The organism is Laceyella sacchari, from assembly GCF_004343255.1.
Classification (GTDB): domain Bacteria; phylum Bacillota; class Bacilli; order Thermoactinomycetales; family Thermoactinomycetaceae; genus Laceyella; species Laceyella sacchari.
In genome coordinates this window covers 522,654-548,864 of sequence record NZ_SMDD01000001.1, presented here as the reverse complement: position 1 = coordinate 548,864, position 26,211 = coordinate 522,654, and the positions used below count along the sequence as shown (strand labels likewise).

The window sequence follows — 26,211 nt, the reverse complement described above, 5'->3', positions numbered from 1 at the left end:
CTTTTCAAATCCATTGTCAGATTAAATTATTTAATATTATAAGCCATGGCAAAGTCAACCTGCAACAGTTACCTTGCCTGAAAATGTTGCCTGATTCGTTCATACAGCAAAATCGCGCCGGTGATGGATACATTTAATGACTCGGTTCCACCCGGCATGGGGATGGTGACGTCCGCATCCACCAGCGGCAGATATTTCTCATCGACACCTCGGCCTTCATTGCCCAATAACAGTGCCACCCGCGCTGGAAAAGCATAATCAAAATGGTGTGTGCCAGCATGTGGAGAGGCATTCACAACTGTCACTCCCCGGGACTGCAACATGGGAATCGCTTCCGCCAAATCAATCTGGATAAGCGGCATGCGAAACAACGCACCCATCGCCGAACGAACCACTTTGGCGTTGAATGGATCAACCGTCCCTTTCCCCAGCAGGATGCCATCCACTCCCGCCGCTTGAGCTGTACGGATGATTGTCCCCAAGTTGCCAGGGTCTTGGACAGCATCCAGCAGTAGCACGGTCAAATCACCATCTTTGTCCAGCCAAACGTCATGTGGCCAAACTGGCGCAGTGATGACAGCTGCCAACCCTTGCGGCGTTTCAGTATCCACCAGTGCGCCAAATACAGCAGGAGCCAGTTCGTACACGGGCGCATCGGGCGGCAATTCCCCTTTGATGCGTTGGTAAACCTCTTCTTTATCCCTGTGGACCAGCACCGCTTCAAACTGTGCAGATGCCCGCGCCGCTTCCAATACCAGGTGTTCACCTTCAATCAACAGCGCCTTCTCTTGCGCCCGCCCTTTTTTGGTGTTCAACTTTTTCCAGCGTTTTACTTGCTCATTATGAGGAGATGTAATGGAAATGCGTTTTTTTATCGTCATTGGTCATCTGTCTTTTCCTGTAATTTTTTCAAATCGTCATTATGGCCGATCACAACTAACGTATCACCTTTATGTATCATATCGGTCGCCGCAGGATTAATGTTAAACTGCGACCCGTTTTTGATGGCCATCACATTGCAGCCGAATTTCGCGCGAATATTTAATTCCTGCAGTGTTTTCCCATTGAAAAATTCACCGGCGATTACCTCAATGATGCTATAGTCATCGGATAGTTCGATATACTCCAGGATATTGGGTGAAATCAAGCTGTGAACTACGCGCACCCCCATGTCGCGTTCCGGGAACACCACGCGGTCGGCTCCCAACTTATTCAATACCTTACCATGCATCTCGTTGATCGCTTTCACCACGACTTTCGGGCATCCGATCTCTTTGAGCACCAACGTGGTCAAGATGCTGGCCTGGATGTCATTGCCGATGGCAACCACCACTACGTCAAAATTGCGTATTCCCAGCGCTTTCAACGCGTTTTCATCGGTCGTGTCCGCTTCCACGGTGTGCAACAGGACTTGGGACATATCCTGAACGCGTTGGTGGTCTTTATCAATGGCCAACACTTCGTATCCCATGGAATGAAGCGTTTTGGCCACGCTCCCTCCAAATCGACCCAAACCAATAATTGCAAACGTTTTACTCACTTTTGTCGCCTCCGCAATGCCTCTGCAAATTAGCTTAACCCAAATCGTTCAGGGATAAAGTTATTTTTTCCGTACAGACTTATGTAAAAGGGGGTTATCAGGATGAATTTTGACATTCGCGGTGCAGTAATACACAACATTCATACCATGAATCCGCAACAACTGCAAGAATTAGTGGTGGACTCTATTCAACAAGGCGAAGAAAAATTGTTGCCCGGACTGGGTGTACTGTTTGAAGTCATCTGGAAAAACAGCTCAGACGCCGAGCGCAATCAACTCATCGAAACACTGCACGAAGCGCTTCCTAAATAAGGCTTTAAAAAAAACAGGCAAGCCCGTCGTTCGTTTTTGACGAACAGGCTTGCTTTTTTCGTTGTTATGCGTTACAGGCAGAATCCGGGGAAACCACCACAGCCCCCACCGAAACCCCAGCCGCCTCCGAAAAAGCCCCAGAAGCAGAAGAAGGCGATGATCAGGATGACGATGATCGCGATGGCGATTGCCGACCCTATCCCGCCGAAGCCGCCAAAACCTATGCCGCTTGTCTTCAACGTTCCATTTTTCACGGATACGATCTCCCTTCGTTGTGACTTCAGTACTAGTCTATGTACCCGCCGTCACAACAGGCTCCGGCAAATGCCAAGGGAAATACGCCCGTTTATTCTGAAGCTTCGTCTTCAACTGAACCACTGCGGGCAAATGAGAGAAAGACAATGATCAAGATGAACGCGACCAATGCCAAAAATGGAATCGTGATAAATCCAAACCAATCAATATAGGCTTGCGCACAAGGCACGCCGACGCGGCAAGGCAGGATCGTCGCAAAACCCGGCACTTTCTGCTCCATATAGTGCCAGAGCGAAACACATCCCCCTAACACCGACAACGGCAAAACATAAGGGATAATACGATGGTCGTTGCGATAAGAGGCGATTCCGAGCAGAATCACTTGCGGATACATTAAAATCCGCTGATACCAGCACAGGGTACAGGGAATGAAGCCCAACACTTCACTGAAATACAGACTGCCTCCTGTGGCCACAAGCGCGACCAGCCAGGCAAAGTAAAGACCATATGTAGACAATATCCGCTTCATCTTGGATCAGTTTCCCTCTCTCATTTTTTCTTCAGCTCGGCGTCAATCGCTTTTTTCAAGGCGGCATAATCCATCGCGTTATCCATCATGACACCGTTGATAAAGACGGTCGGAACACCATCCACTTTATAGGTTTGCGCCAATTGGTTGTCCGCAAGCACATCTTTCTCGTAAGCTTTGCTTTTCAAGTCTTTGCTCACTTGATCCGCATTCACTTCCGGAATGTTCTTCTTGACCAATTCAGTCAAAAACTCAGGAGTGGCCCAGGTTTTTGCTTCATCCCCTTGATTTTTGTAAATTGCGTCATAAAATTTCCAGAAAGCTTCCGGATTTTGCTTGTATACCGATTCGCCCGCAATGCCAGCAGTCACGGAATCAGCACCCAAAAATTGATAATTGATAAATGCCATTTGCACTTTGCCGGTGTCGATATACTCTTTTTTCAGCAGAGGATAAATCTCATCGTGAAACATTTTACAGGTCGGGCATTTGAAATCACCGAATTCAACCAGCTTGATCGGCGCATTGGGGTTCCCGACAACCGGTTGACCGTCAAGCTTGATGTTCACTTTTTCTTTCGCCTGTTCACCGCTTTGGGTGATGGATTGGATCACCGCAAAAATGCCCAAACCCAAAAAGACCAGCAAAACGGTAACCATGGTAATCATGCCCATTCGATCAGACACGCTTTTCTTCTTGTGCTTATTGGCCATGTTTTCACACTCCTTCTTCTAGATGGTACAATAAAAACTTGTAAATTTCTATATATGCCAGTTGCCCACTTTCACTATAGACGAACTATTCAAATTAATATTGAACCCCTTTATTTCTGATAGAATGTGGTTGTATAAATGAAGACACCGGATCTCACACAACTGATAGAAAGGGGAACCCAGATGACTCAACTTGCACGGGCCCTGACCATCGCCGGTTCAGACAGTGGTGGAGGCGCCGGCATCCAAGCGGATTTAAAAACGTTCCAAGAACTCCGGGTTTTCGGCATGACCGCGATCACGGCCGTGACGGCACAAAACACCCTGGGGGTCTTTGATGTACAAACCCTCCCTGCAGAGGCTGTCGCCAAGCAGCTAGATGCTGTGGCAACAGACATCGGTGTGGACGCGACCAAAACCGGCATGCTGGCCAATGCCGAGATTACAGCTCTTGTCGCCCGCAAGGTGAAGGAGCACCAATTATTTCCTTTGGTGGTTGATCCCGTGATGGTCTCGACCAGCGGGCATCTGCTGTTGGATCAGGCGGCCAGAAAACAATTCATAGAAGAACTGATTCCGCTCGCTACCGTAATCACCCCCAATATCCCTGAAGCCGAAGCATTGACGGAAACGCCGCTTACCGATCTGAACGCACGCAAACAAGCGGCACAAGCCTTGCATGCACTCGGCGCCCAATCCGTGATAATCAAAGGTGGGCATCTTGAAGATGATGAAGCAGTCGATCTCTTTTATGATGGCAAAGAGTTCGTCTTTCTCCGTTCACCCCGATTTGACACCCCCCACACTCACGGAACAGGATGCACGCTTTCAGCTGCGATTGCTGCCTATCTGGCCCGCGGCTTTACCTTGGCCAACGCCGTCTCCCAGGCAAAGCAGTTCATTTCAGCTGCCATTTCTCATGCATTTCCGCTGGGAAGCGGCCATGGGCCAACCAATCATTGGGCTCATCGCCTAGGAGGTGAGCTGTATGCCGATTAAAGCAGAAGATTTGCGCCTATATCTGGTGATGGGCAGCCAAGATTGCCTCGACCGTGATCCGGTTGACGTGCTTCAGGCCGCCATCTCAGGGGGCATCACCTGTTTTCAGTTTCGTGAAAAACATTCCGCGCGCAATTTGCGTGAAACGGTGGAGTTGGGTCACAGCCTGCGCGCCCTCTGCCGCACACATGGGATTCCCTTTCTGGTGAATGACCGGGTGGATTTGGCTTTAATCCTCGATGCCGACGGAGTTCATCTCGGCCAAGACGACTTGCCCGTGACCGAGGCCAAACGCATCCTTCCCCCGTCTTGTGTAATTGGGGTATCCGCCCGCAGCATCCCTGAAGCACGACAAGCACAGCAAGAAGGAGCGGATTATATCGGCATCGGTCCCATGTTTGCCACGACGAGCAAGCCTGATGCCAAACAGCCAATTGGGCCAAAGGCATTAGCTGAGATTCGCCAAGCACTTGGTGACTTTCCGATCGTCGGTATCGGTGGCATCACCGTTGATAACATGGCTGCAGTACGTCAAGCTGGGGCAGATGGCATTGCCGTCATCTCCGCCATCACTCGCGCCGACTCCCCCAAACAGGCCGCGCAACAGTTGCGACAATGCTATCGTTAATGCACATTCGCTCGGTCACCTGTCTCACCCGCCGACTTGACATGGCGGGTGGGCATATCTATCCGCTGATTATTCAATAAATTATGCATATTCAATTTACAACAGCAAAGAAATATAATAAAATGAAATATAACAACCTGGATACCTGTGTGGAGGTGAACCATATGAACACCATTGTTGAACCCCGCACTTCCAAATGCAACAAATGCGGCACTCCCGATTGCCAATGCCCAGACTGCGATTGCAAAAAATAACCTAAACTCAACTTGATGATCATAACCAGTCCCACCGGCTGGTTCTTTCTTTAGTCGTAACAAGGCATCCCGGCGACCGCAATCTCTATCGTGGGCATGCGCATTCATTAGCTTTTGCCACTATAAGCATAGAAATTTTGCAAAACCGCACTGACGTTTACAAATTTTCCATTTGCCCAAACATCATCAGAACGTTATAATACAGCACAGCGCAATTACTCGACTTTATGAAACAAGCATTAAGGAGATCCGACATGCCAGATCGCTTAGAAATGATTTTAGAGTTGGAACAATCTTTCCGCCACATGTTCCGCCAAATGCGCAAAGATATGGCGGACATTTGTGAAGAACAAATCAACGGTGCCGAATTCAACGTGCTCAAAAGTCTGCAAGACAAAAGTCCGCAAATCGTGACAGCTCTGGCGCAAGAATTTGATTGCTCCGTCAGCCACATCACTCACGTCGCTGACCACTTGGAGAAGAAAAACTTGGCTTACCGCAAGCGTTCGCAGCTGGACAAGCGCGTGGTGGAGCTTCACATCAGCAAACAGGGGCAAGACGTGATTGAAAAATTGGCACAGCGGAAAACGGAATACTACAGGGAAAAATTTGAACACTTGGCTACCGATGAAATTGAAACCCTGCTCAACCTGCTTAACAAAATCGACTGGAGCTAACGTTCGCGGTTGCCATCATAGGTGAAAAACCGCCTTTGATGATCGGTTTAATCCTCATCGGCTCCGTTTCTGATACAAAAGACAACCCCCCCGATTCATGATGAACCGGGGGGGTTTTGCATGATGATTGCTGTATGATTACTTCGCGTTTTTTGCGATGTTAGCCAGATCAGCAAATGCTTTTGCATCGGTAACAGCCAATTCAGCCAGCATTTTGCGGTTGATGTCGACACCAGCCACTTTCAAGCCGTGCATGAATTTGCTGTAGGACAAACCGTTCAGGCGTGCCGCAGCATTGATCCGTGTGATCCACAGTTTGCGGAAGTCACGCTTGCGTTGGCGACGATCGCGGTAAGCGTACATCAAGGATTTCATCACTTGTTGTTTCGCCGTTTTGAACAGTCTGTGTTTGGAACCAAAATATCCTCTAGCCAGTTTCAGTACCTTTTTGCGACGAGCGCGAGTTACGGTACCACCTTTTACTCTTGCCACTGTAAATCCCTCCTGAAGTAAACCTTTCCTATCTAAGCGAACCTTACATGTATGTGATCAGTTGTTTAATGCGTTTCACATCGCCGGAGTGCATAACAGCGTCTTTGCGCAGATGACGTTTGCGTTTCGCCGTTTTACCTCCGAGCAAATGGCTTTTGAACGCGTGATTGCGTTTTACTTTGCCGGTACCCGTTTTCTTAAAACGCTTTGCTGCAGCGCGTTTCGTTTTCATTTTTGGCATTGGATGCTCCTCCTTGCAACTACTGTTTCGGTGTTAAGATCATGATCATTTGGCGGCCTTCCAACTTTGGTTGGCGCTCAATATCAGAGATATCTTTCACTTCGTCAGCCAAACGATCCAAAATGCGGCGACCAATGTCTTGGTGGGTGATTTCCCGACCGCGGAAACGAATCGACAATTTGACTTTGTTTCCGCCTTGCAAGAACTTGCGCACATGGTTTAGCTTGGTCTTAACATCGTTTTCCTCGATGGTCGGACTCAGGCGCACTTCTTTGACCTGAACGATCTTCTGGTTCTTGCGCGCTTCTTTCTCCCGCTTGCTTTGCTCGTAACGGAACTTACCATAGTCCATGATACGACAAACCGGCGGTTTTGCTTGTGGGGCTATGTTCACCAGATCCAAGTTCGCTTCTTGCGCCAAATGCAACGCCTCTCTGAGCGGTTTGATACCCAATTGTGAGCCGTCGACTCCAATCAAGCGAACCTCACGAGCGCGAATCGCCTCGTTGACTTGGTGTTGTTGATCCTTGCTGATAACCTGCCACCTCCAAAAAAATTTTAGGCAAATAAAAAATGTGGGCGTCAGATAACGCCCACATTCAATTTCCCTGCGCAAACATAGGAAATGTGTCTTCCGAACCATTAACCTGCCAACTGCGTTCGCGTCGACCAGGTGAGAAGCGGGCGCCTCTGCTTTGAACAATGTCATTATGTTAGCACACTGACAAGTCATATGTCAAGGATACGGCTTATTGCCTTCCTAGAATCAACGAGTATTAGCTTACCGAAAAACAGCACCGGCGTCAATTGGAAAAAATTCACCCACTATGTATACCAAGCTGATCACTTCTGCGTCTCACGCCGGAATCACGCATCTTCCTGACAATGCACCGGGCGTCTGCAAAGATGACATCCTTCGCATAGGTGCAGGCGCCCCTCAAAAATCTGAATCAGGGTGCGGATCACATTTTCTTGAGGATTCTGCGTATGCAGGCACATTTCTTGTGGAACGATCGACAACAGGGTGCTGACAATCATATCCTCACGCGAAAGGGAAAATTCAAACATCTCGTTTAACGCTTCGGTTCCCTCTTTCCATGCCAACGGTGTGCCATCCGCTTGCATCAACCGGAATGCGCCCCTCCCTTCATGGATCAGGTGGACGAAATCCAGTTTGGGTGGTTGCACCTCCACAAACGAACGCAACAAGTGGATGAATTCCTTGTATTCTTGATCCAACAAATAGTCGTGTAACGCTTCTTGCACGCATGTTGCCAGCACGTAACGATAGGTTTTCATCCTGAACCGAGCGAATCCATCAATGGCCAATTCCGCCGATCCTTTTAAAAAAGAGCTGACTTGACGGGCGATTTTATCCCGGCGGTTGGCATACACCACCTTTGCGCATTCCCAGGCACTTGTTTCAAGCAAGCGCCTCACTCGGCCCTCAATTTGCTTCACTTCTTCCTGTTGTCGCAAGCCGTGTTCGTGTTGAATGATTTGCCGAATCATTTCCGGTTCCATGTGTTCGCAAATGAATTCGGCCACTGCTCGCCCCAGCCGTTTGCGAAATTCCCTCTCCTGAAACCGGCTACGGCGTTCCAGTCCGATGGTACATCGATACCGCGTTCCCCATATGGATTCATCTATATGGCAACCCAGCACATTTTCTTGGAAAAGGGCGACACATTCCTTCAAATGGGCGCTCAGACAAATGATTTTCGCGCGATCATGATGATCTAGCGAGATCACATAAGCCACCTGGCTCCTCCTTCCTCCTCCCTTAAATTGATAATAGTATATGGGAGATAAAGGAAGTGTATACTTCAATTGACCAAAGAAAGACCTTGTCCGGACCAGTCTGCCTTAGGGTGAGATCCACCCGGCCGTCAATGCCTCATCATACAAGACCTGTCCTACCAAATACACAAAGCCCAAGGCCGCCACAATGATGGCTACCGTGCCGATGAGGCGGTCCCCCGCCCCTCCTGTTTTTACTTTCACGCCAAACCCTTTGAGATTGAACCGCTTCTTGTACGGCCACAAGTAAGGAACCCCGGCGCTGGTCATGGTGTCGGCAATTAAATGGGACAAATATCCCAATACCACCGCCCATGTGTATGTGGGCGCGATCGTGTAGACGACCCAGCCCACATACGCGCAAGCCAACAGCGAATGCGTGACGGTGCGGTGGGGGACATAAGCGACCACCGCGGCGTACAGCCCCAACCAAAGCACCCATGCGGGCAAACCCTTGAGGAAATAAAACAGTACCATCACAGCACCCAAGGCTGCCAGCGCAAACGAGCGGTATGTTCGTTTAAGCGAAGGAAACAAAAAATTATTGATCATGCTCCCATCTTCATCTATGTCTGGCAAAAGCGATCCGATCACCGCTGACACTACTGTTAAGCCAAGCACCGCCACATCAGCTGATTCACCCATGCCACACGCCAAACCCACGCCGGTGGCCATGCCAATCGCCGCATGTGTTTTTCCTTCCACCGATCTTTCCCTCCCTCTCTCTGTATCAAGGGGCGAACAGTTGGTAAACGTTACTATTTGGTTTTATATTAAAAATATCAAATTCAAAAAATCAAATCTATGAAATAGAGATATTTTATTGTCTCATCCTTTAAATTGATGTACTTCGACCGCTGCTCTTATCGCTGACTCGATCGCCCCCTGAATCCAAGTCGGAGTGGAAGATACATGCTCACCAGCAAAAAAGACTCTCCCCTCCGGTTTGGCCAAGTGAGGACCCAGCTCATTCTGCTGCCCAGGCCGGTACAACACAAACGCGCCACCGCTGTATTGATACTGGGACCAACTCCACGACGTTCCGGAGTCAAACGCGCGAAACACCTTTTTCCCATGCAACTTCGCCCAATTTTCCAACGCTTGTCGCACTCGGTCTTCCTGTCTCAACGCATCCCAGGGCAAAGCATCATCCTCCCATGTATAACTGGCCAGTACCGCGCCTGGTCCCCGCTTGCCCAAGCCATGGCTGGGATAAAATCCATAACGCACCGGCAAGTCCGTCACAATCTTGCCACCCAAATGCCCCTCCTGCTCCCAGAAACGGCGTTTAAACTGGATTCCAATCTTGGTGGCTGGCGCGTAATGCAATTCGCGAATCGCTTTACGTTTGCCGTAGGAGAAAAGGTGCTTGGGTTCTACTTCCACCAATTGCAAAAGCGAATAAGGAACCGTGATAATCGCCACATCCCCCATCGTTTTGACCGGCTGTTTCGTTTTCGTATTCACTGAATGGATGGTGACCGTTCCATTGCGTTGGGAGATCTTCGTCATCTTGTGGTTAAACAAGATATCCCGCCGCAACTGGGGTAAAAACGCTTTGGGCAGTTTATCGTTGCCACCCGTGATTTCATAAAACCGGATGTTTGGTTGATAAAGTAGCTGAAATGCTTGCAGGGTCTGAATGTATGAAAGTTGCGAAATGCCTTCGGTATCTTGCATGATCTGAATCATGTCGATCGCCTGATGAGAGAGTTTGGGCCCCACTGGATTATGTCTTAAAAACGTGTCGAGTGAATAGTGATCAAACCGCTTCACGACAATGGGCCAGTTGCGCTTCGGATTGCGCTTGACGAAGTCGAGAATTTTCCGCGAAGCAGCCAGGAACAATTCGTCCGCGGACTTGCCCTTTTCTTTCGCCGCTACGGGAAACCGCAGGATATTGGGATTGCGTTCAGCCTCCTTGGCCGTTGTCCGCACCCCGTTGGTGTAAATCAGGTCATTGGGGGTGGCATTGATAAACGGATTGATCGGCAAACCAAACTTCTTGATGTAAGCCAGTGTCAACTGATGGACATTGGGGATGCGCATCGCCCCCGCTTCCAAGTATTCCCCTTGAGTAAATGGACTGCGGAGCGTGTACACACGCCCTCCTACCCGAGAGCTGGCCTCAATGATTTTTACTTGATGCCCCGCCTGTTTTAACAGCGAAGCAGCGACCAACCCGGCCATACCGGCCCCGACAACGATCACTTTTTTGGGTTGCCTTGTTTTCCGCAACCCGTCACGAATGATGGACAACATTCGTCCTGTGCTCATATCAGTCATTTGTAACACACTCATGTCGTTTCCCCTTTGCGGCTCTGCCAAACGAGCCCTCTGGATTTTTCCAAAACAATTTATTCATCCAAAGAAATGGCGGTCGCGGCATCTGCCACAATTGAGCAATTCACGCGGACAAGCCGTTATTGAATACAAAAAAACTCCGCAACCGTTGCGGAGTTTTTATAAAGCATCAGCGGTTTTAGCATGTGTCTGATGAAGACATCTTTTCCTGATGAGCACCTCGCTACACGGCACCTTAGTTCTGCATCACAAAGTCATGCTCAAATTGCTCATCATCCTTAAACACGCGCAAAATGCGATAGTGGGTATTGCGTTGCGCCGGAATTTTACCGGCTTCCCGAATCAGCCGCAAGATGAGGTTGTTGTTCACCTTGTGCGTGGTTCCCGCCGCCGAAACAACATTCTCTTCAATCATCGAGCTACCAAAATCATTGCATCCGTATTGCAGGGACAGCTTGCCCACTTCTGGTCCCATCGTTACCCAGGAAGACTGCAAGTTGGGGATGTTGTCCAACATGATGCGGCTGACAGCGACTGCTTTGAGGTATTCTTCCGCCCCCAGCTTTTCGCGCTTCAAATTGGTGTTATCCGGTTGGAATGTCCAGACGATGAACGCCAAGAATCCCTTGGTCTGATCCTGCGCCTCCCGGATACGCAACAAATGCTTGACGCGGTGCTCCAATGTCTCGCCAAAACCGATCACCATGGTGGCGGTCGTTGTCATGCCGAGGCGTTGGGCCGTCTGCATCACATCCATCCAATCCCGCCAAGAGCCTTTCAAGCGGCTGATTTTCCGTCTGATTTCATCATCCAGAATTTCCGCTCCGCCTCCGGGAATAGAGTCCAGCCCGGCTTCCTTCAATTCCCTCACAACCTCTTCCAGCGACAAGCCGGAAACCTCTTTCATCTTCATCACTTCCGCTGGCGAAAAGGAGTGCATATGGATCGTTGGAAACCGCTTTTTGATTTCGCGAAGCAAATTAGTATAGTAGGACAGCGGCAAGTCTGGGTTGGTTCCACCTTGCATCAGAATTTCGGTGCCGCCGACGTCGATCGTCTCTTGTATTTTTTGGAAAATCGTTTCATTCGGCAACACATAGCCTTCTTTGGAGCCTGGTGCTCGGTAAAAAGCGCAAAAACGGCAATAAGTGTCACACACATTGGTGTAGTTAATATTGCGTCCGACTACGAAGGTGGTAATCGGTTCGGGATGTCTTCTTAACATCAGCTGATTGGCCACGTGGCCCAGCTTCTCTATCTCATTGCTTTCCCATAAAGCGATCCCATCCTCAAGCCCGAGACGCTCTCCGTCCAGAGCCCGCTTTAAGATCGCATCAATGTTTGACATGCTATCCACCCTCCAACCATTCGGTCGAAACTCGATTCAATATGCTAATGTTATCACAAACAGAAAACCTTGTCTGCCCGTGCCCACAATCTGCTCCATCAACAATCAAAGCCCCCGAATTCACAACGGCATCAATCCGTGTGCATTCGGGGGCACGCATTTGGTGCTGAGGGTCGGACTCGAACCGACACGGTGGTCACCCACCGCAGGATTTTAAGTCCTGTGCGTCTGCCTATTCCGCCACCCCAGCATATTGAAATTGGAGCGGAAGACGGGATTCGAACCCGCGACCCTCGCCTTGGCAAGGCGATGCTCTACCCCTGAGCCACTTCCGCGAATGGTGGTTCGGGACGGAATCGAACCGCCGACACGAGGATTTTCAGTCCTCTGCTCTACCGACTGAGCTACCGAACCATTTAAGAATAAGAGAATCATTTGCTGACAAAAAAGATTATAGCACGGGGGTTGATGCAAAAGCAATACTTTTTTAATGTTTTTTTGATTTTTATCAAACCCCCGGCCAAACACGTGTTTATGGCATAGGTTCCTTGCCCGTCTTGTTGGCTTGCAACCGTTCATTCATCAGGCGCAACTTGGCTTGAATCGCTGCCTGTTTGTCGGCAAGCTCTTCCGAGGCGGGAAGTGCCGTTTCATCCTCCTGGTTGGCGTCCCATTGCGATTGCAACGCTTGCGGCAGTTTTTCTTCTCTTTTGTTGGCTTTAGACTTGGATTTGCGCGGGGCTTCTTTTTTCTTATTTGTCTCCCACGTCTCTTTCCGGGCTTGCTCCAACGCCTCTTGAATCGTTTTGATTCCCCGTCTTTTCCAATGGCCGGCGATCTTCTCCACCAGATTGCGCGGCAGGCGGTAATCATATTTCAGGAGGACGTATTCTAACAGCACATTGATCACTTCAGGCGGTAAACCGTAGTCCCTGACCAATGTCTCCACTAATTCCACATCACTGTCGGGAATACGCGAACCGCCTTGGTAAAAAGCCAATAACTCCAACGGGGAGATCTGCGCCAATTGCTGAAAATGCTTTTCTTCTTCAGACAGCGGCTCCGAACTGGCAGTTGACACAGTTACCGGTGCGGTCGCTTCCACTTCTTTGGGAGCACGATGCGATACAATCGGTGCTCCCCCAAATCGCAAGCGATATTCGCTCTTGATGTAAGCACGCAACCGATCTACATCAATGCGCCCATGTCTGGTCACATAGGGATTTTGCAACGCTTTTAACAAGGCCCAATCGTCCAATTGATACAAAAAGCGAATCTGCATTAAATCCCGCATCAATTCGTTTGTCCAACAATCATCGTCAACAATGGAAGAAAGTCGCATTTTCAACATCGCAAAATCAATGTCTTCCCACAGTTGCGGTTCTTTTCCCTCCGTCAAGCTCTCATCGCCTTCCACGCCTGACCAGACGGTGTCGCGGTTTTGTTCCGCAGCCCTAGCCAAATCTGCGGGAGAAAGGCTTTCAAACACTTCTTGAAACGACTTGGTAATATCTTTTACTTGGCTGCCATCCGACTGTTTGGCAACCGCTTCTTTATCAATCAACAACTCCCGCACCGCAAGGTAACCTTCTTTTCCCAAGAAATGATACAGCGTCATGCTCAATATGTCGCTTTGGAAAAATTTCACCGGAGAAAGCGGCGCGATCAACTCATACTCATAGAATGAGCCGTGTTGGGAATCTTTTCTTTCATATACATTGAGCAACCCCACTCCTTCCAGCAGATGGCGCGCTTTTAAGAGTTGCTCTGTATTAAACGAACATAGCTTTAACAGATAGGCGTGGCTGTGAATCTCTGATACCCCCGCACGGGTCAGGGGAAGCTGATACGCCAAGGTCATGTATAACGACATGGCCGATGCGCCGATCATCGGTTGATACAAATGGATGAGACTCATAAGATCAGCACTGTGGACAGGGCGTCCCGAGCGGCAGCGCCAGCCGATATCTTTCCAGAATATCGCCATCAACCGGCCTCCTCGAACCAATGTTGCCTCAGTCAGGTTGTATCATTGTAACATACAACCAACGCTTGAAGCCAAACCTTATTTGGCAATGAATTATACGGCGCCGCCCCGCTTTTTCTCTTCTGCCAACGCATTTCTTGAACGGTTTAACAACTCTTCCAGTTCATTTACAAAAACATTTATGTCTTTGAATTGCCTGTAGACCGATGCAAACCGGACATAGGCCACTTCATCAATTTCCATCAGCCGCTCCATCACCATTTCCCCGATCTCTTTGGAAGGCACTTCCGTCACTCCTGCCTGCCGCAGAGCCCGCTCGATTTCAACTACGAGCGACTCCAGTCGTTCCAAGGGTACCGGACGCTTTTCACAGGCGCGAATCAAACCCCTAAGCAACTTCTCTCGGCTGAATTCTTCGCGGCTTCCTTCTTTTTTGACAACTATCAACGGTTGCTCCTCCACCATTTCAAACGTGGTGAAGCGCTGCTCACACTTTTCGCACTCCCGGCGGCGGCGAATGGCACGTCCCTCATGTACTGGACGCGAATCCAGCACCCGGCTGCCATTGTGATTGCAAAATGGACATCTCAAGAATCCGTTCCTCCTTTATCCTACCTGCCTTGGCAACGGAAGGAATGCGATACCTAAAAATCACAAATATCGACTATATTATCATTTTAAAGATAAACGTCAGCAAATCAATGCTATTTTGTCAACAGAAAAATCCTATCCCCTTCGTTATTCGCTCGTCACATGTTCTCTGTTTATCCTCAACCATAAATTAACCAAGGCTTAATGAAAACACGCATGCTCTACCATTTGTCATTCAAACCCGCACTCTATAATAACTCATATGCTCTGGTTCCATGCAAGTGAAGGAGGGAATCCCATGTCTATGTTGCGCAATTGTTTACTTCTCTTCTCATTGTTTAGTTTGGCCGCATGCCAATCGACCACCGCCGCGGACGACATCTTAACCAATCGGCAAACCCTGCGGCTGACGATTCCCCATGAAATCTGGCGATTGGACGCTTCGCTCGCCGTGGACGCCAACGAGACGCTGATCCTGAATCAAGTGGCTGAAGGTTTGATGCGGTTGGATCAAAACAACCGGCCCATCCCAGCTTTAGCAGAAAAAGTGAACGTCAGCGCCGACCAAACCGTATATACATTTCAGCTTAGAAACGCCGTGTGGCAAGATGGGGAACCCGTTACGGCGTACGATTTCGCCCGCGCGTGGAAGCGCACCCTGCACCCGAAAACCGATTCACCCAACGCTTACCTGTTTTATCCGATTGTCAACGCGCAGAATTACCATCGCGGGGAAGTTAGCGCCGATAAAGTGGGCATCACTGTGGTCAACGAAGAAACGCTTCAAGTCCGATTGTCCCAACCTACGCGCAACTTCTTGACATTGCTGGCTCTCACTCCCTTTTTGCCGCAACGCGATTCATTTACCCAGCCGCCAAGCACAAACAGAAGCACCCTACTTAACCTCAAGCACAACGGCCCGTTTGTCATTCTTGATGTGTCGGCCGACGGCACCATCGTCCTGAAAAAAAACGAACTGTATTGGGATCAGGAACAGGTAAAGCTGGATTATATCATCTTCTATGTGTCCAACCACCCCACGCGAACGATTAATTTGTACAATGCCGACAAAATAGACATCACCCGCATCGCTCGTGAATTCGCCCAAGCTTACGCCAATACGCCCGAATTCCATTCCATCCAACTATGGACAACCCAATATATTCGGTTCAACAGTAAAAACAGTTTTTTTCAAAATGAAAAGATTCGACAAGCGATCAGCCTGGCCATAGACCGGGAACAGTTGGTCTCTGTACTGAAAAGCCAAGCGCAACCCGCAGGCGGACTGATTCCACCGTCTGTGAAAGGTTTCCGCTCCGCGTTTCGTGAAGAGGCTCCTTTGCCACCAGATAAGGCCAACTCAGGCCAAGCCCGCACCCTATTGCAAGAAGGCATGCAAGAACTGCGGATCAGCCAACCGCCTTCTGCCCTGGTCATGCTCAGCTACGAGGATGACCGCATGCAACTGGCAGTTGAACTGAAAAAACAACTGAAACAGGCGCTGGATCTTAACCTGTTGCTAAACACGACATCGCGGGCTGAAAAGTATCGATTGGAGAAAAGGGGAGAGTTTGACCTCACCTTGTCCGATTGGGCAACCACTTATCCCGATGCTTACACTCTGTTGGATACATTCACCAGCGATCATCCCGCCAACACCGGAGGGTACAAAGACAAACCCTATGATGAAACATTAAAACGTGCCGCCCATTCACCTCAAGTTCAAAAGCAAGTAAAGTACCTGGCCCAAGCGGAAAAATTTCTGATTGAGAAAGACCATGCTGCCATCCCGCTCTATTATGTGAATGACACCATCCTCATCAAACAAAGAGTGAAAGGACATGTCCACCATCCGTTTGGCGCGCCGTACTCATTCAAATGGACGTATATCGAAGAGCCATAAGCTTTGACTTGACGCCCAATTTCGCGCTGATATGGGAATATCGCAGGAATCTTGTTCGTATTCTGAATATGATTTACAATAATCCTGAGAACATATATTCTTTCCTCATATACCAAGGGGGGCGCTCATGCAAGGAAGGATCATTACCAAAGAATCTTTTCAAATCGTCGGATTCGGTTGGACGGGACCGTACACCATGTCCAGGGAAATCCCCAAAGTGTGGGAGAAATTAGTTAAACGAATTCACGAAATCCCGCATCAGGTACGCCCCGGTTCTTTTGTCTGCCCCTGCCATGACCGGGTGACAGATTTTACTTGTTATATCGCAGTTGAAGTGAAGTTGGCCGAAAATGTGCCTGAAGGAATGTTGTCATTCACCGTTCCCTCCCAACGTTACGCAGTTTTCACCCATCGTGGTTCGATAAGAAACGTCCCCGCTACCTATCAGCGGGCGTGGAAATGGATTGAAAAGATGGGGTATCGCAAAGATCACAGTACATTGGGCTTAGAGATGTACGATCACCGCTACACGCCAGTCACCCACGATCCTGATGCGCCGGACAACATGTATGACATCTATATCCCCATCAAACGATAGACGCACATGGCGTACGCGCCGCCAGCATTCCTTTTTACATTCAGGGATGCAGGCGGCGCGTTTAAGGCTACATCTCCTTTGCATTCGGCATGTGGCACACAAAAACCCTTCTCCGACAGTGGAGAAGGGTTTTTAACAGGTTAGACAGTCACTTCCAATGCCAATCGCTCACCCACATATTTCGCCAAATCAACCACGCGGCAGGAATAACCCCATTCGTTATCGTACCAAGCGAGCACTTTCACCTGGCGCTCGCCAATTACCATCGTCGACAGAGCATCAACGATGGAGGAGTGCTCATTGCCGTTGAAGTCGGAAGAAACGAGTGGATCTTCACAATATTGCAGAATGCCTTTCATCTTTGTTTCGGCCGCTTCTTTTAAGACTTGATTAACCTCTTCCGCTGTGACCTTCACTTTCAAATCGGCGACCAAATCAACTACAGACACGTTAGGGGTTGGCACCCGCAACGCAAAACCGTTCAACTTCCCTTGCAATTCTGGCAGCACCAATCCCAACGCTTTTGCCGCTCCCGTCTTCGTCGGAATGATGGATTGAGCGCATGCGCGAGCCCGGCGCAAATCCTTGTGGGGATTGTCCAAGTTTTTTTGGTCATTGGTATATGCATGCACCGTCGTCATCAAACCGTATTCAATCCCGAACGCTTGATGCAACACTTTGGCTACAGGGGCCAAGCAGTTGGTGGTACAGGACGCGTTGGAAATGATGTCGTGCTGTTCAGGAATGTACGCTTCTTCATTCACACCCATCACGATGGTGATGTCCTCATTTTTGCCCGGTGCCGTAATAACAACCTTTTTCGCCCCGGCTTTCAAATGCTTCGACGCACCCTCGCGGTCGCAAAACTTGCCTGTCGCTTCGATCACGATATCTACACCCAGTTCCGCCCAAGGCAGTTCTTCCGGGTTGCGGTTGGACACTAGGCGAACCAGTTTGCCGTTCACCATCAACCCTTGCTCAACCGCTTCCACTTCACCAGCAAACATGCCATGTATGGTATCATATTTCACTAAATGTGCTAACGTTTCCGCTGGATAGCTCGCATTGATCGCCACTACTTCCAAAGCAGGATCAAGTGCCGCTTTGCGAAACACCATCCGTCCAATTCGTCCCAAACCATTGATTGCAATACGCACAGCCATGTAGCCGCTCTCCCCTCCGCTATATGTTACATACCATCTCTCTTTTTTATTATAAACAGTATAACACATTTTTCAATATAAAAACGAAAACCTGTCCCAAATCCGGAACAGGTTCACATATTTAAACAAATTATTGTTCTTTGAGTAAATCATAATAACATTCTTTATATTTCTGATAGTAATGACTAACCCGGTACACATATTCCCGGGTCTCCTTGATCGGAATCCGTACTGCTCCTTGCCTCGTTCCATCCCAAACACCTTGGTCCAGCCAACGTGAGACACGGTTGTGTCCACCATTGTAGGCAGCGATTGCCGCCACTTTATTGCCATGGTACCGCTTGGTCAAATATGCAAGATACCAAGCGCCCATATGGATGTTGATCGCCGGGTCGCGGATGTGCTCCTTGAGCGCCGGCGAAAATCCGCCCCGGCGGATCATCCAATCCATGGTTTCCGGCATGAGCTGCATTAACCCTTGTGCACCCGCCGCCGATTCTCGATCCAGCTGAAATCTGGACTCCACTCGGATCACAGCCATAATCAAAAACGGGTCTGCACCGGTGGCTTCGGCACTGTTAAAGATCAACTCCTCATACCGCAAGGGATAAATCAGGCATTCCATCCTCTGGACCACAATCAAGCACAACACCCACAAAAGCGCCAGCAACACCCAGACCTTTTTTTGGCTTGGCCATATTCCCTTGACCGGATTCAGCCAACTTTTGCGCACAGTTCGCTCCATAGGCGCGCCACCTGCATCTCAGTCTCTTCCCGTGTTCCGCTATTGTCGATCACATAATCGGCCCACCGTTTTTTTTCATCAATCGGCAGTTGGGCCGCCAAGCGCGCAGCCGCCTCGTCACTATCAAGATGATCTCGCGCCTGCAACCGAGCCAATTGAACCTGTTGCGGCACATAAACCAGAATCACTTCATCTACCAGGTCGGTCATTTTTTCTTCAATCAATAGCGGCACATCCCAAATAATCACCGCGTGCGGCTCAGTCTGCCTCACCTTTTCCGTGTCCCGCCGCATTTTATCCATGATGAGCGGGTGCAACAACTCATTCAGCTTGCGCCGCGCCTTTTCATCATGAAAAATGATGCGACCCAGTGCAGGCCGGTCAAGCGTCCCCTCCCGGCTTATCACCTCGTCGCCGAAAACAGACGCAATCCGACTTAAGCCCTCTTCTCCTGGCTCGACGACTTGCCGGGCTACCTTATCCGCATCGACAATCACTGCCCCGTGCCGTTGCAACATCTCGGCCACAGTGCTTTTTCCCGTCGCAATTCCACCGGTCAATCCAAAAATCATCCACACCGCTCCTCTAAATTAACCGTAACAAGCCCAATATGATCAAAAAAACGCCGGGCGCGTATCCCATCCAACGAAAACGGGCGCGTTCGGCGTACTTGAAGCCGAACCACATGCCCGCGCGCAGGCAGACTGCGCTCATCAACCCAATCGCCAGCGCCGCCACCAGTGGGGACATCCCGATGAACGCAGCTCCTACCCCCGCGGCAAAAGCATCCAACGACAAGGCCGTTCCCAACAAAACAGCCTCATAACCTGAAATGGTGCCGGATTCATCCATATCCGCAACCATGGGCGTTTTCAATATTTGCACAACCAATCCCCACTTCTCAAGCTGAAACGTCCAAATGGTGGGCTCGACAGGTTGGGCTGGCAGTTGGGCGGCCGCCTTCGTTTCCACTTTCTTCGGAGCCCCCCCTGCTTGCGACAGCGCAAATAAGCCAATCGCGATAAAGAGAACAGCTCCAATCCCATGGGTCAACGCAGGTGGAAGGAAATGAGAAATCCCTTGTCCCATCAACATCGCTAAATAAATGACCATCCCCGAACAACCCGCAATAATCAAGATGGAGCCAAAAGGAATGCGAACTTTTCTCATCCCATAAGTCGTTCCAGCCCCAAACCCGTCCATGCTCACCGCCAGTGCTAACCACATCACCGATAACCCGTGCCACATAATTAATCACCTCTTTAAGATGGGCTGATACTTCCCATCTTATGAAAGAGGATCAGGGCGGGGTTACCTTTGGCAAGTCCGGCAGATGTGAGTGCCTCGTCCACCTACCACGATCCGCTCGATCGGCGCGCCGCATTTTCGACAAGGTTCACCTTTGCGGCCATACACTTGGATTTTGAGTTGAAACATTCCCATCTCGCCCTCGCCGTTCAAATAAGAACGAACCGAGGAACCACCCGCTTCTACCGCTTCAGCGAGGATTTTCCTGATGCTCTGGTGCAACCGCGCCACTTCCTCCTCCGTCAACGAAGACGCGGTACGCTCGGGATGTATCCCCGCGGCAAACAAGGACTCGTCCACATAAATATTGCCCAAGCCGACGAGATATTCCTGATTTAGCAAAACCACTTTCACTTTAGCCTTGCGCTTGACCAGCGTGGATTGAAACCATTCCAGGGTAAACGCGTCTGACAACGGCTCCGGCCCCAGTTTTTTCAATGGGTTGCGTTGCTCCTCTTCACCCATGGCAAATAAATGCATCGTGCCAAATTGGCGCACATCGCGATAACGCAACTGCGTACCGTCCGTAAAATGAAATATCACATGCGTATGCTTCTCCAGCGGCTCCGTTTCCTCCGCTAACCGATACTTTCCCTCCATCCGCAAATGGGATACAAGCACCCACGGCGGACAAATGATTTTCAAAAATTTCCCCCGGCGCTGAACGGCAGTAATCGTACAACCCATCAAATGATGGCGAAATTGTTCCACATCATCAGGATGTTGGATAATGCGGCCCAGCTTGACCGTCACATCCTTGATCGTCTTGCCGACCACCAACCGCTCCAATGTTTTTCGTACTGTTTCTACCTCTGGCAATTCAGGCATGATCTACTCCCTCCCCAATGCAATAATCAACGCAAGGCCGCCACCCTGTCAAGGATGACGGCTTGTCTCATCTTCTATGTGACTGATGCCAAATCACTTTGCTTCATACCAGGTCTTGCCACTGTTCACATCGACGGACAGTGGGACCGACAGCGGCAACGCATCTTCCATCACCGCTACAACCAGCTCTTTCATCTCCTCCAGTTCAGCTTCCGGCACTTCAAAAATCAATTCGTCATGCACTTGCAACAACATCCGGCTCGCCAGCTTCCGCTCGTTCATCGCTTGGGCTAATTTCACCATCGCCAACTTGATGATATCCGCCGCCGTGCCTTGGATGGGCGTATTCATCGCGGTCCGCTCCGCAAAACTGCGTTCACCAAAGCTTTTCGCGTTGATCGCTGGCAAGTAACGGCGCCGACCGGAGAGCGTGGTAACAAATCCATCCTTGCGTGCCCGCTCCACAATGGAATCCATGTAACGTTTTACACCAGGGAATGTTTCAAAATAGCGATCGATGAATTCACGCGCTTCCTTTTGAGGAATGTCCAACCCTCTGGCCAAGCCGAAACCACTGATCCCGTACACGATCCCGAAGTTGACCGCCTTCGCTTGCCGACGCATCAGCGGCGTGACTTCGTCTTCAGCCACCCCAAACACATCCATAGCTGTTTGCGTGTGAATGTCTTTATCTTCTTTGAAGGCTTTTTGCAACTGCTCATCTTCGGAGATATGGGCCAGCACGCGCAATTCGATCTGTGAGTAGTCGGCGGCCAAGATGTGCCAGCCCGGCTCGGATGGGATAAACACTTGGCGAATACGCCGCCCTTCTTCCATCCGAATCGGGATGTTCTGCAAATTGGGCTCGGTCGAACTCAAGCGGCCCGTCGCAGTGACGGTTTGGTTAAACCGAGTGTGAATTTTGCCGTCGGCGCCAATCTCTTTCTTCAACCCCTCGATATACGTGGAATACAATTTGCCCACTTGCCGGTAATGCAGAATCTTGTCAACGATCTCATGTTGGGGCGCCAGTTTTTCCAGTACATCTGCACTCGTCGAATATCCCGTCTTCGTTTTCTTCAGCACAGGTAGACCAAGTTTGTCAAACAGAATCTCTCCCAGTTGCTTGGGAGAGTTGATGTTGAAAGTTACCCCCGCCAACTCGTAAATCTCCTGCTCCAGCCGATCCAAGCTTTGCTTCAGCTCCACCCCTAACTCCTCGAGACGGGCTTGGTCAATGAAAACACCTTGGCGCTCCATCTCTGCCAGCACACTGGCAAGCGGCATCTCCAACTCAAACAGCAATTGATCCAGGTCGAGTTTTGCCAACTCTTGCTTCAGCACCGGCGTAACGTGATGGATGGCTTTCGCTTTGGCAGCCAAGTGCCGAGCCAACGCTTCTCCGGTAATCGCCTTCCGCTTGGCCCCCTTTCCATACACATCTTCATCCGCCGGAATCGGCTCATTCCCATAACGGGACACGATGTCACTCAACTCCAATTGCGATTCGGAAGGGTCCAATAGATACGCCGCCAACAAGACGTCAAAGGTGAGACCCGCGGCTATAATTCCTTTGTTCGCCAACACAATCTGCGTTTTCTTCATGTCATAAACCAGCTTGTCGCGTTCCTCATCCGCGAGCCAACCCCGAACCGCATCGCTTTGCTCAGCCACTTCCCAAGGCAGGTACCACTGGGTCTGACCATCTGAAATAGCCAAGCCAACGATATCCGCGTGATGGGGATTGTCCTCCGATGTTTCGATAAACAAGGCAAGCGATCCCGCATTAAACACGTCCACCATTTCTTCCAAGCCGGACAGGGATGCCACTTCCCGGACATCTACCTCGTTTTTGACCGCCTCACCTTTTTCCGCATGGTCTTGCTTGTGCACCCTCGATAACAGCGTTTTAAACTCCATCTTTTTGAAAAACTCGACGATGCGCTCTGTATCCCGTTCAGGCAATTGCAAGTGATCCAATCCGAAATCAAGCGGCACTTCCGTATAGATCGTGGCCAGCTTTTTGCTGAGCAATGCCTGTTCTTGATGTTCGCGCACTTTTTCTTGCAGTTTTTTGCCGGGCAATTCATCCACATGCGCGATCACTTCTTCTACAGTGGGAAACTTCGCCAACAATTTCAACGCTGTTTTCTCGCCTACACCAGGAATGCCGGGGATGTTGTCTGATGAGTCCCCCATCAACCCTTTTAAATCGATGATCTGGGCTGGAGTCAACCCGTATTTCTCCTTGATGGCAGGGATGTCGTAAGACTCAGTCTCTGTCACCCCTTTGCGGGTCAACAAAAGCCGAACATGCTCGTCCACCAATTGCAACAAATCTTTGTCGCCGCTAACGATCAATGTCTCAACACCTTGGCTTCCACTCGCTTTGGCCAAGGTGCCGATAATGTCATCTGCTTCATAGTTTTCTTTTTCATAAGCGGGGATTTGAAAGACGTCCAACAGTTCTTTTACAAGCGGAATTTGTTCCGCCAACTCACCTGGCGTTTTCTGCCGAGTTCCTTTATATTCCTGATAACTCTCATGGCGAAAAGTCGTTTTTCCCGCATCGAATGCCACCAACATATGAGTGGGCTTCTCTTCTTCAAGGATTTTCATCAGCATCATCGCAAACCCATACACCGCATTGGTATGGATGCCGCTTGAATTTGTCAATAGCGGCAACGCATAAAACGCGCGATAAGCAATGCTGTTGCCGTCCACCAATATCAACTTGCTCACGAATGCATTCACACCTTTTTCCAAAATTCGCTACCTTATGCCTCTTTCATTCATACTTTTCTATTGTAACACGAGCAAAAATCACGCTTCCAGTTTTTCGGTAACAAAAACCGAACAAATGCTCGAGGCATATAAAAAGCCCAGTGACGTTGATACGTCACCGGACTTTTATTTACTGCTCAACTACCCATTTTTCCTCTACCACTTCCTCCTGTGGCAAGGGATCATGCAAGAGACACCAATCCATCTCCATCTCTTCATCCGTCAATAAAATGGCGTCCAACTGCGCTTCGATTTGTGCATGATCCATATCGATGCCGATCATCACTAACTCTGTCATCCGGTCTCCAAACTTTTCATCCCATTCCATTTGAATCTCAGGATACTCCGCCAACACCTCACGCCGTTCTTCTTCTGGCAGAGTCGCGATCCAATGTCCTTCCGCGCCCAGCTGGATCGACGGGCCTGCTTGGCTGAATTGCACAGCGAATTCATTCCGCGAAGCCAGCCACAGAATCCCTTTGGCTCGCACCACTTCTTCCGGCCATTGGTGCAACCAATCGTTCAGGCGCGCTGGGTGGAACGGTTTGCGCCGGCGGTACACAAACGAGGTGATGCCGTACTCATCCGTTTCCGGAGTGTGCTCCTCTTGCAACTCTTTCAGCCATCCGGCCGATTGGCTGGCTTCCTCAAAGTCAAACAGATGAGTATGCAAAATCTCTTTCGGGTCGATTTGCCCTTGCACCGCTCGAATAAATCGAGCTTTTGGTTGCAGTTTGCGCAACACTGCTTCCAACTGATCCGCCTCTGCCTCGGAGATCAAGTCGCATTTGTTTAAGATCAACACATTGCAAAACTCAATTTGATCAATCAATAAACTGACCACATCGCGCGTATCCTCTTCTCCCAAGGCCAGCTTGCGGTCCAGCAGGCTTTCCCCAGAAGAGAAGTCATGCCAAAACCGGTTGGCATCCACCACGGTAACCATGGTATCCAACCGGCACAAGGAAGGAAGATCAACACCATTCTCTTCATCGGAGTAGGTAAACGTCTGCGCAACCGGAATCGGTTCGCTGATCCCCGTCGACTCAATCAATATGTAGTCATAGCGCTGTTCCCTGGCCAGTCGTTCCACCTCTTTCAGCAAATCCTCCCGCAATGTGCAACAGATGCACCCGTTGGACAATTCCACCAGCTGCTCTTCGGTGCGAGATAGATTGGCTTCTTTTCCGATCAAATCTGCATCGATATTGATCTCACTCATGTCATTCACAATCACCGCCACTTTCAACCCTTGCCGGTTATTTAGCACATGGTTAAGAATCGTCGTTTTGCCTGAACCGAGATATCCGCTCAACACGGTCACTGGAATCTTCTTTTGCATTACCTAATGCCCCCTCACTCTTTATCCAAACCTAATATATCGTAATAATTACGATTTGTAAACGATAATAAACCATAAACTCTCATATAAAACGTATTTATTCGTATTTATGGCAACCAACTTCTTACCAGCGGGACTATATTTGCATGCAACAAAAACAGCCCTCCTCATCAGAGGGGGCTGTCTATCTCATGATCGCTTATGTTGAAAAAGGGGGGGTTAATTCAAGTCAACTTGCTTACCCGTTTCAATATACACAACGCTTTCCGCAATGTTGGTCGCATGATCGGCGATGCGTTCCAAATAACGGGCGACGAAACAAAGCTTGATCGCCACTTCAACATGTTGCTTCTCTTGCATGTAATAGCTGAGCTCTTTGAGCAGATCGTAGTACATCTGGTCAACCTGATTGTCCGTCTTGGCCAGTTGTTTCGCCAAATCGGCATTGCCGTCAATGTAGCTATTGATCCCATCATTCACCATCTTCTGCGTGATCTGCGCCATTTTGGGAATATCGATCAACTCTTTGAACAGCACCAAATTGCTTTCTTTCATCTCAATCGTGACTTGGGCGATGTTAACCGCCAAATCGGCCATCCGCTCCATGTCGGACGCGATTTTGATCGCGGCGATCAACAGGCGCAAATCCTTAGCCACCGGTTGCTGGGTCGCTATCAGTTTGGCAACAGTGTCATCGATCACCGTCTCCAAGCGATCCATCTCTTTATCTTCTAACACCACTTGTTTGGCCAAGATGTCATTCTGCGTAGCCAGCGAACGAACAGCCTTGTCCACGGCGATTTCCAATCTTTCTCCCATGGTGAGCAACACACGCTTCACTTCATTAAGTGACTGGTCAAATTGACGCAT

Annotated in this window: 28 protein-coding genes, 3 tRNA genes and 2 other annotated features (1 of these 33 cut by a window edge); of the genes, 6 read left to right on the top strand and 25 right to left on the bottom strand. The window is 49.6% G+C overall.

Features of this window, described 5'->3' with window-relative positions; all coding sequences use genetic code 11:
• Positions 1–7 (bottom strand) — a binding site (T-box leader); it reaches 225 nt to the left of the window's first position.
• A 61-nt stretch (positions 8–68) separates the two neighbouring features.
• Positions 69–881: a TrmH family RNA methyltransferase gene (locus EDC32_RS02625; protein ID WP_132219896.1), complete on the bottom strand. Its 813-nt coding sequence runs from the start codon at positions 879–881 to the stop codon at positions 69–71.
• Entirely contained in the window at positions 878–1,540 is a 663-nt protein-coding gene (locus EDC32_RS02620; protein WP_102991892.1) for a potassium channel family protein, read from the bottom strand. The genes EDC32_RS02625 and EDC32_RS02620 overlap by 4 nt, the downstream gene beginning before the upstream one ends.
• Positions 1,541–1,642: 102 nt before the next feature.
• Here EDC32_RS02620 and sspI point away from each other — a divergent pair, with 102 nt between their 5' ends.
• Complete coding sequence (gene sspI / locus EDC32_RS02615) at positions 1,643–1,852, top strand: small acid-soluble spore protein SspI (RefSeq protein ID WP_022735871.1); 210 nt, start codon at positions 1,643–1,645, stop codon at positions 1,850–1,852.
• A 71-nt stretch (positions 1,853–1,923) separates the two neighbouring features.
• Here sspI and EDC32_RS02610 read toward each other — a convergent pair whose 3' ends face one another.
• The 3 genes from EDC32_RS02610 to EDC32_RS02600 all read right to left on the bottom strand — a co-directional run bounded on the left by EDC32_RS02610 (position 1,924) and on the right by EDC32_RS02600 (position 3,349).
• Positions 1,924–2,106 carry a hypothetical protein gene (locus EDC32_RS02610; RefSeq protein WP_132219895.1) on the bottom strand — a complete coding sequence of 61 codons (183 nt, stop codon included), beginning with the start codon at positions 2,104–2,106 and terminating at the stop codon, positions 1,924–1,926.
• Positions 2,107–2,198: 92 nt separating this feature from the next.
• The gene (locus tag EDC32_RS02605) at positions 2,199–2,636 is read right to left on the bottom strand and encodes a disulfide oxidoreductase (protein ID WP_132219894.1); all 438 of its coding nucleotides are present in this window, start codon (positions 2,634–2,636) and stop codon (positions 2,199–2,201) included.
• 20 nt (positions 2,637–2,656) lie between these two features.
• Positions 2,657–3,349 (bottom strand): DsbA family protein, encoded by a 693-nt coding sequence (locus EDC32_RS02600; RefSeq protein ID WP_022735868.1) that lies wholly within the window; start codon positions 3,347–3,349, stop codon positions 2,657–2,659.
• Positions 3,350–3,532: 183 nt separating this feature from the next.
• Between EDC32_RS02600 and thiD the strand changes: the two genes are divergently transcribed.
• From thiD to EDC32_RS02585, 3 genes are all read left to right on the top strand, one after another.
• Entirely contained in the window at positions 3,533–4,348 is an 816-nt protein-coding gene (gene thiD / locus EDC32_RS02595; RefSeq protein ID WP_132219893.1) for a bifunctional hydroxymethylpyrimidine kinase/phosphomethylpyrimidine kinase, read from the top strand.
• On the top strand, positions 4,338–4,976 hold the full coding sequence (gene thiE / locus EDC32_RS02590) for a thiamine phosphate synthase (protein ID WP_132219892.1): 639 nt from the start codon (positions 4,338–4,340) through the stop codon (positions 4,974–4,976). The genes thiD and thiE overlap by 11 nt, the downstream gene beginning before the upstream one ends.
• 508 nt (positions 4,977–5,484) lie before the next feature.
• On the top strand, positions 5,485–5,907 hold the full coding sequence (locus EDC32_RS02585; protein WP_022735865.1) for a MarR family winged helix-turn-helix transcriptional regulator: 423 nt from the start codon (positions 5,485–5,487) through the stop codon (positions 5,905–5,907).
• 138 nt (positions 5,908–6,045) lie between these two features.
• Here EDC32_RS02585 and rplT read toward each other — a convergent pair whose 3' ends face one another.
• From rplT to nrdR, 12 genes are all read right to left on the bottom strand, one after another.
• Positions 6,046–6,399, bottom strand: coding sequence for a 50S ribosomal protein L20 (gene rplT / locus EDC32_RS02580; protein ID WP_022735864.1), 354 nt, complete (start codon positions 6,397–6,399; stop codon positions 6,046–6,048).
• Between the two features lie 43 nt (positions 6,400–6,442).
• Positions 6,443–6,640, bottom strand: a complete 198-nt coding sequence (rpmI, locus tag EDC32_RS02575; RefSeq protein WP_022735863.1) for a 50S ribosomal protein L35 — start codon at positions 6,638–6,640, stop codon at positions 6,443–6,445.
• 19 nt (positions 6,641–6,659) lie between these two features.
• Positions 6,660–7,118: a translation initiation factor IF-3 gene (gene infC / locus EDC32_RS02570; protein WP_375163176.1), complete on the bottom strand. Its 459-nt coding sequence runs from the start codon at positions 7,116–7,118 to the stop codon at positions 6,660–6,662.
• Positions 7,119–7,201: 83 nt separating this feature from the next.
• Positions 7,202–7,342: a sequence feature (ribosomal protein L20 leader region), on the bottom strand.
• A 165-nt stretch (positions 7,343–7,507) separates the two neighbouring features.
• Positions 7,508–8,401: a putative sporulation protein YtxC gene (gene ytxC, locus EDC32_RS02565; protein WP_132219891.1), complete on the bottom strand. Its 894-nt coding sequence runs from the start codon at positions 8,399–8,401 to the stop codon at positions 7,508–7,510.
• Between the two features lie 105 nt (positions 8,402–8,506).
• The gene (locus EDC32_RS02560) at positions 8,507–9,145 is read right to left on the bottom strand and encodes a metal-dependent hydrolase (RefSeq protein ID WP_132219890.1); all 639 of its coding nucleotides are present in this window, start codon (positions 9,143–9,145) and stop codon (positions 8,507–8,509) included.
• Between the two features lie 123 nt (positions 9,146–9,268).
• Positions 9,269–10,741, bottom strand: coding sequence for a flavin monoamine oxidase family protein (locus EDC32_RS02555; RefSeq protein ID WP_246026825.1), 1,473 nt, complete (start codon positions 10,739–10,741; stop codon positions 9,269–9,271).
• 238 nt (positions 10,742–10,979) lie between these two features.
• A complete protein-coding gene (gene mqnC / locus EDC32_RS02550) occupies positions 10,980–12,092 on the bottom strand; it encodes a cyclic dehypoxanthinyl futalosine synthase (protein ID WP_132219889.1) in 1,113 nt (370 codons plus the stop codon).
• 161 nt (positions 12,093–12,253) lie between these two features.
• A tRNA-Leu gene (locus tag EDC32_RS02545) sits at positions 12,254–12,342 on the bottom strand.
• Between the two features lie 10 nt (positions 12,343–12,352).
• Positions 12,353–12,427, bottom strand: a tRNA-Gly gene (locus tag EDC32_RS02540).
• 3 nt (positions 12,428–12,430) lie between these two features.
• Positions 12,431–12,506, bottom strand: a tRNA-Phe gene (locus EDC32_RS02535).
• 118 nt (positions 12,507–12,624) lie between these two features.
• Positions 12,625–14,079: a replication initiation and membrane attachment family protein gene (locus tag EDC32_RS02530; protein ID WP_132219888.1), complete on the bottom strand. Its 1,455-nt coding sequence runs from the start codon at positions 14,077–14,079 to the stop codon at positions 12,625–12,627.
• Positions 14,080–14,172: 93 nt separating this feature from the next.
• Entirely contained in the window at positions 14,173–14,670 is a 498-nt protein-coding gene (gene nrdR, locus EDC32_RS02525) for a transcriptional regulator NrdR (RefSeq protein WP_022735855.1), read from the bottom strand.
• Positions 14,671–14,968: 298 nt separating this feature from the next.
• Here nrdR and EDC32_RS02520 point away from each other — a divergent pair, with 298 nt between their 5' ends.
• Complete coding sequence (locus EDC32_RS02520; RefSeq protein WP_158283200.1) at positions 14,969–16,573, top strand: peptide ABC transporter substrate-binding protein; 1,605 nt, start codon at positions 14,969–14,971, stop codon at positions 16,571–16,573.
• A 127-nt stretch (positions 16,574–16,700) separates the two neighbouring features.
• The gene (locus EDC32_RS02515; protein ID WP_022735853.1) at positions 16,701–17,171 is read left to right on the top strand and encodes a GyrI-like domain-containing protein; all 471 of its coding nucleotides are present in this window, start codon (positions 16,701–16,703) and stop codon (positions 17,169–17,171) included.
• A 140-nt stretch (positions 17,172–17,311) separates the two neighbouring features.
• On the opposite strand, the gene EDC32_RS02510 is transcribed toward EDC32_RS02515, so the two are convergent.
• The 8 genes from EDC32_RS02510 to phoU all read right to left on the bottom strand — a co-directional run bounded on the left by EDC32_RS02510 (position 17,312) and on the right by phoU (position 26,211).
• Positions 17,312–18,334, bottom strand: coding sequence for a glyceraldehyde-3-phosphate dehydrogenase (locus EDC32_RS02510; RefSeq protein WP_132219886.1), 1,023 nt, complete (start codon positions 18,332–18,334; stop codon positions 17,312–17,314).
• A gap of 130 nt (positions 18,335–18,464) precedes the next feature.
• A complete protein-coding gene (locus tag EDC32_RS02505; RefSeq protein WP_132219885.1) occupies positions 18,465–19,079 on the bottom strand; it encodes a lytic transglycosylase domain-containing protein in 615 nt (204 codons plus the stop codon).
• Positions 19,049–19,651: a dephospho-CoA kinase gene (gene coaE, locus EDC32_RS02500; protein ID WP_132219884.1), complete on the bottom strand. Its 603-nt coding sequence runs from the start codon at positions 19,649–19,651 to the stop codon at positions 19,049–19,051. Before coaE ends, EDC32_RS02505 begins: the two co-directional genes overlap by 31 nt.
• Before the next feature lie 13 nt (positions 19,652–19,664).
• Positions 19,665–20,327: a sporulation membrane protein YtaF gene (ytaF, locus tag EDC32_RS02495; protein ID WP_132219883.1), complete on the bottom strand. Its 663-nt coding sequence runs from the start codon at positions 20,325–20,327 to the stop codon at positions 19,665–19,667.
• A gap of 63 nt (positions 20,328–20,390) precedes the next feature.
• Entirely contained in the window at positions 20,391–21,215 is an 825-nt protein-coding gene (mutM, locus tag EDC32_RS02490) for a DNA-formamidopyrimidine glycosylase (protein WP_132219882.1), read from the bottom strand.
• A 93-nt stretch (positions 21,216–21,308) separates the two neighbouring features.
• Positions 21,309–23,957, bottom strand: a complete 2,649-nt coding sequence (gene polA / locus EDC32_RS02485) for a DNA polymerase I (RefSeq protein ID WP_132219881.1) — start codon at positions 23,955–23,957, stop codon at positions 21,309–21,311.
• 172 nt (positions 23,958–24,129) lie between these two features.
• A complete protein-coding gene (locus EDC32_RS02480) occupies positions 24,130–25,341 on the bottom strand; it encodes a GTP-binding protein (RefSeq protein WP_132219880.1) in 1,212 nt (403 codons plus the stop codon).
• 219 nt (positions 25,342–25,560) lie between these two features.
• Positions 25,561–26,211, bottom strand: a complete 651-nt coding sequence (gene phoU, locus EDC32_RS02475) for a phosphate signaling complex protein PhoU (protein WP_132219879.1) — start codon at positions 26,209–26,211, stop codon at positions 25,561–25,563.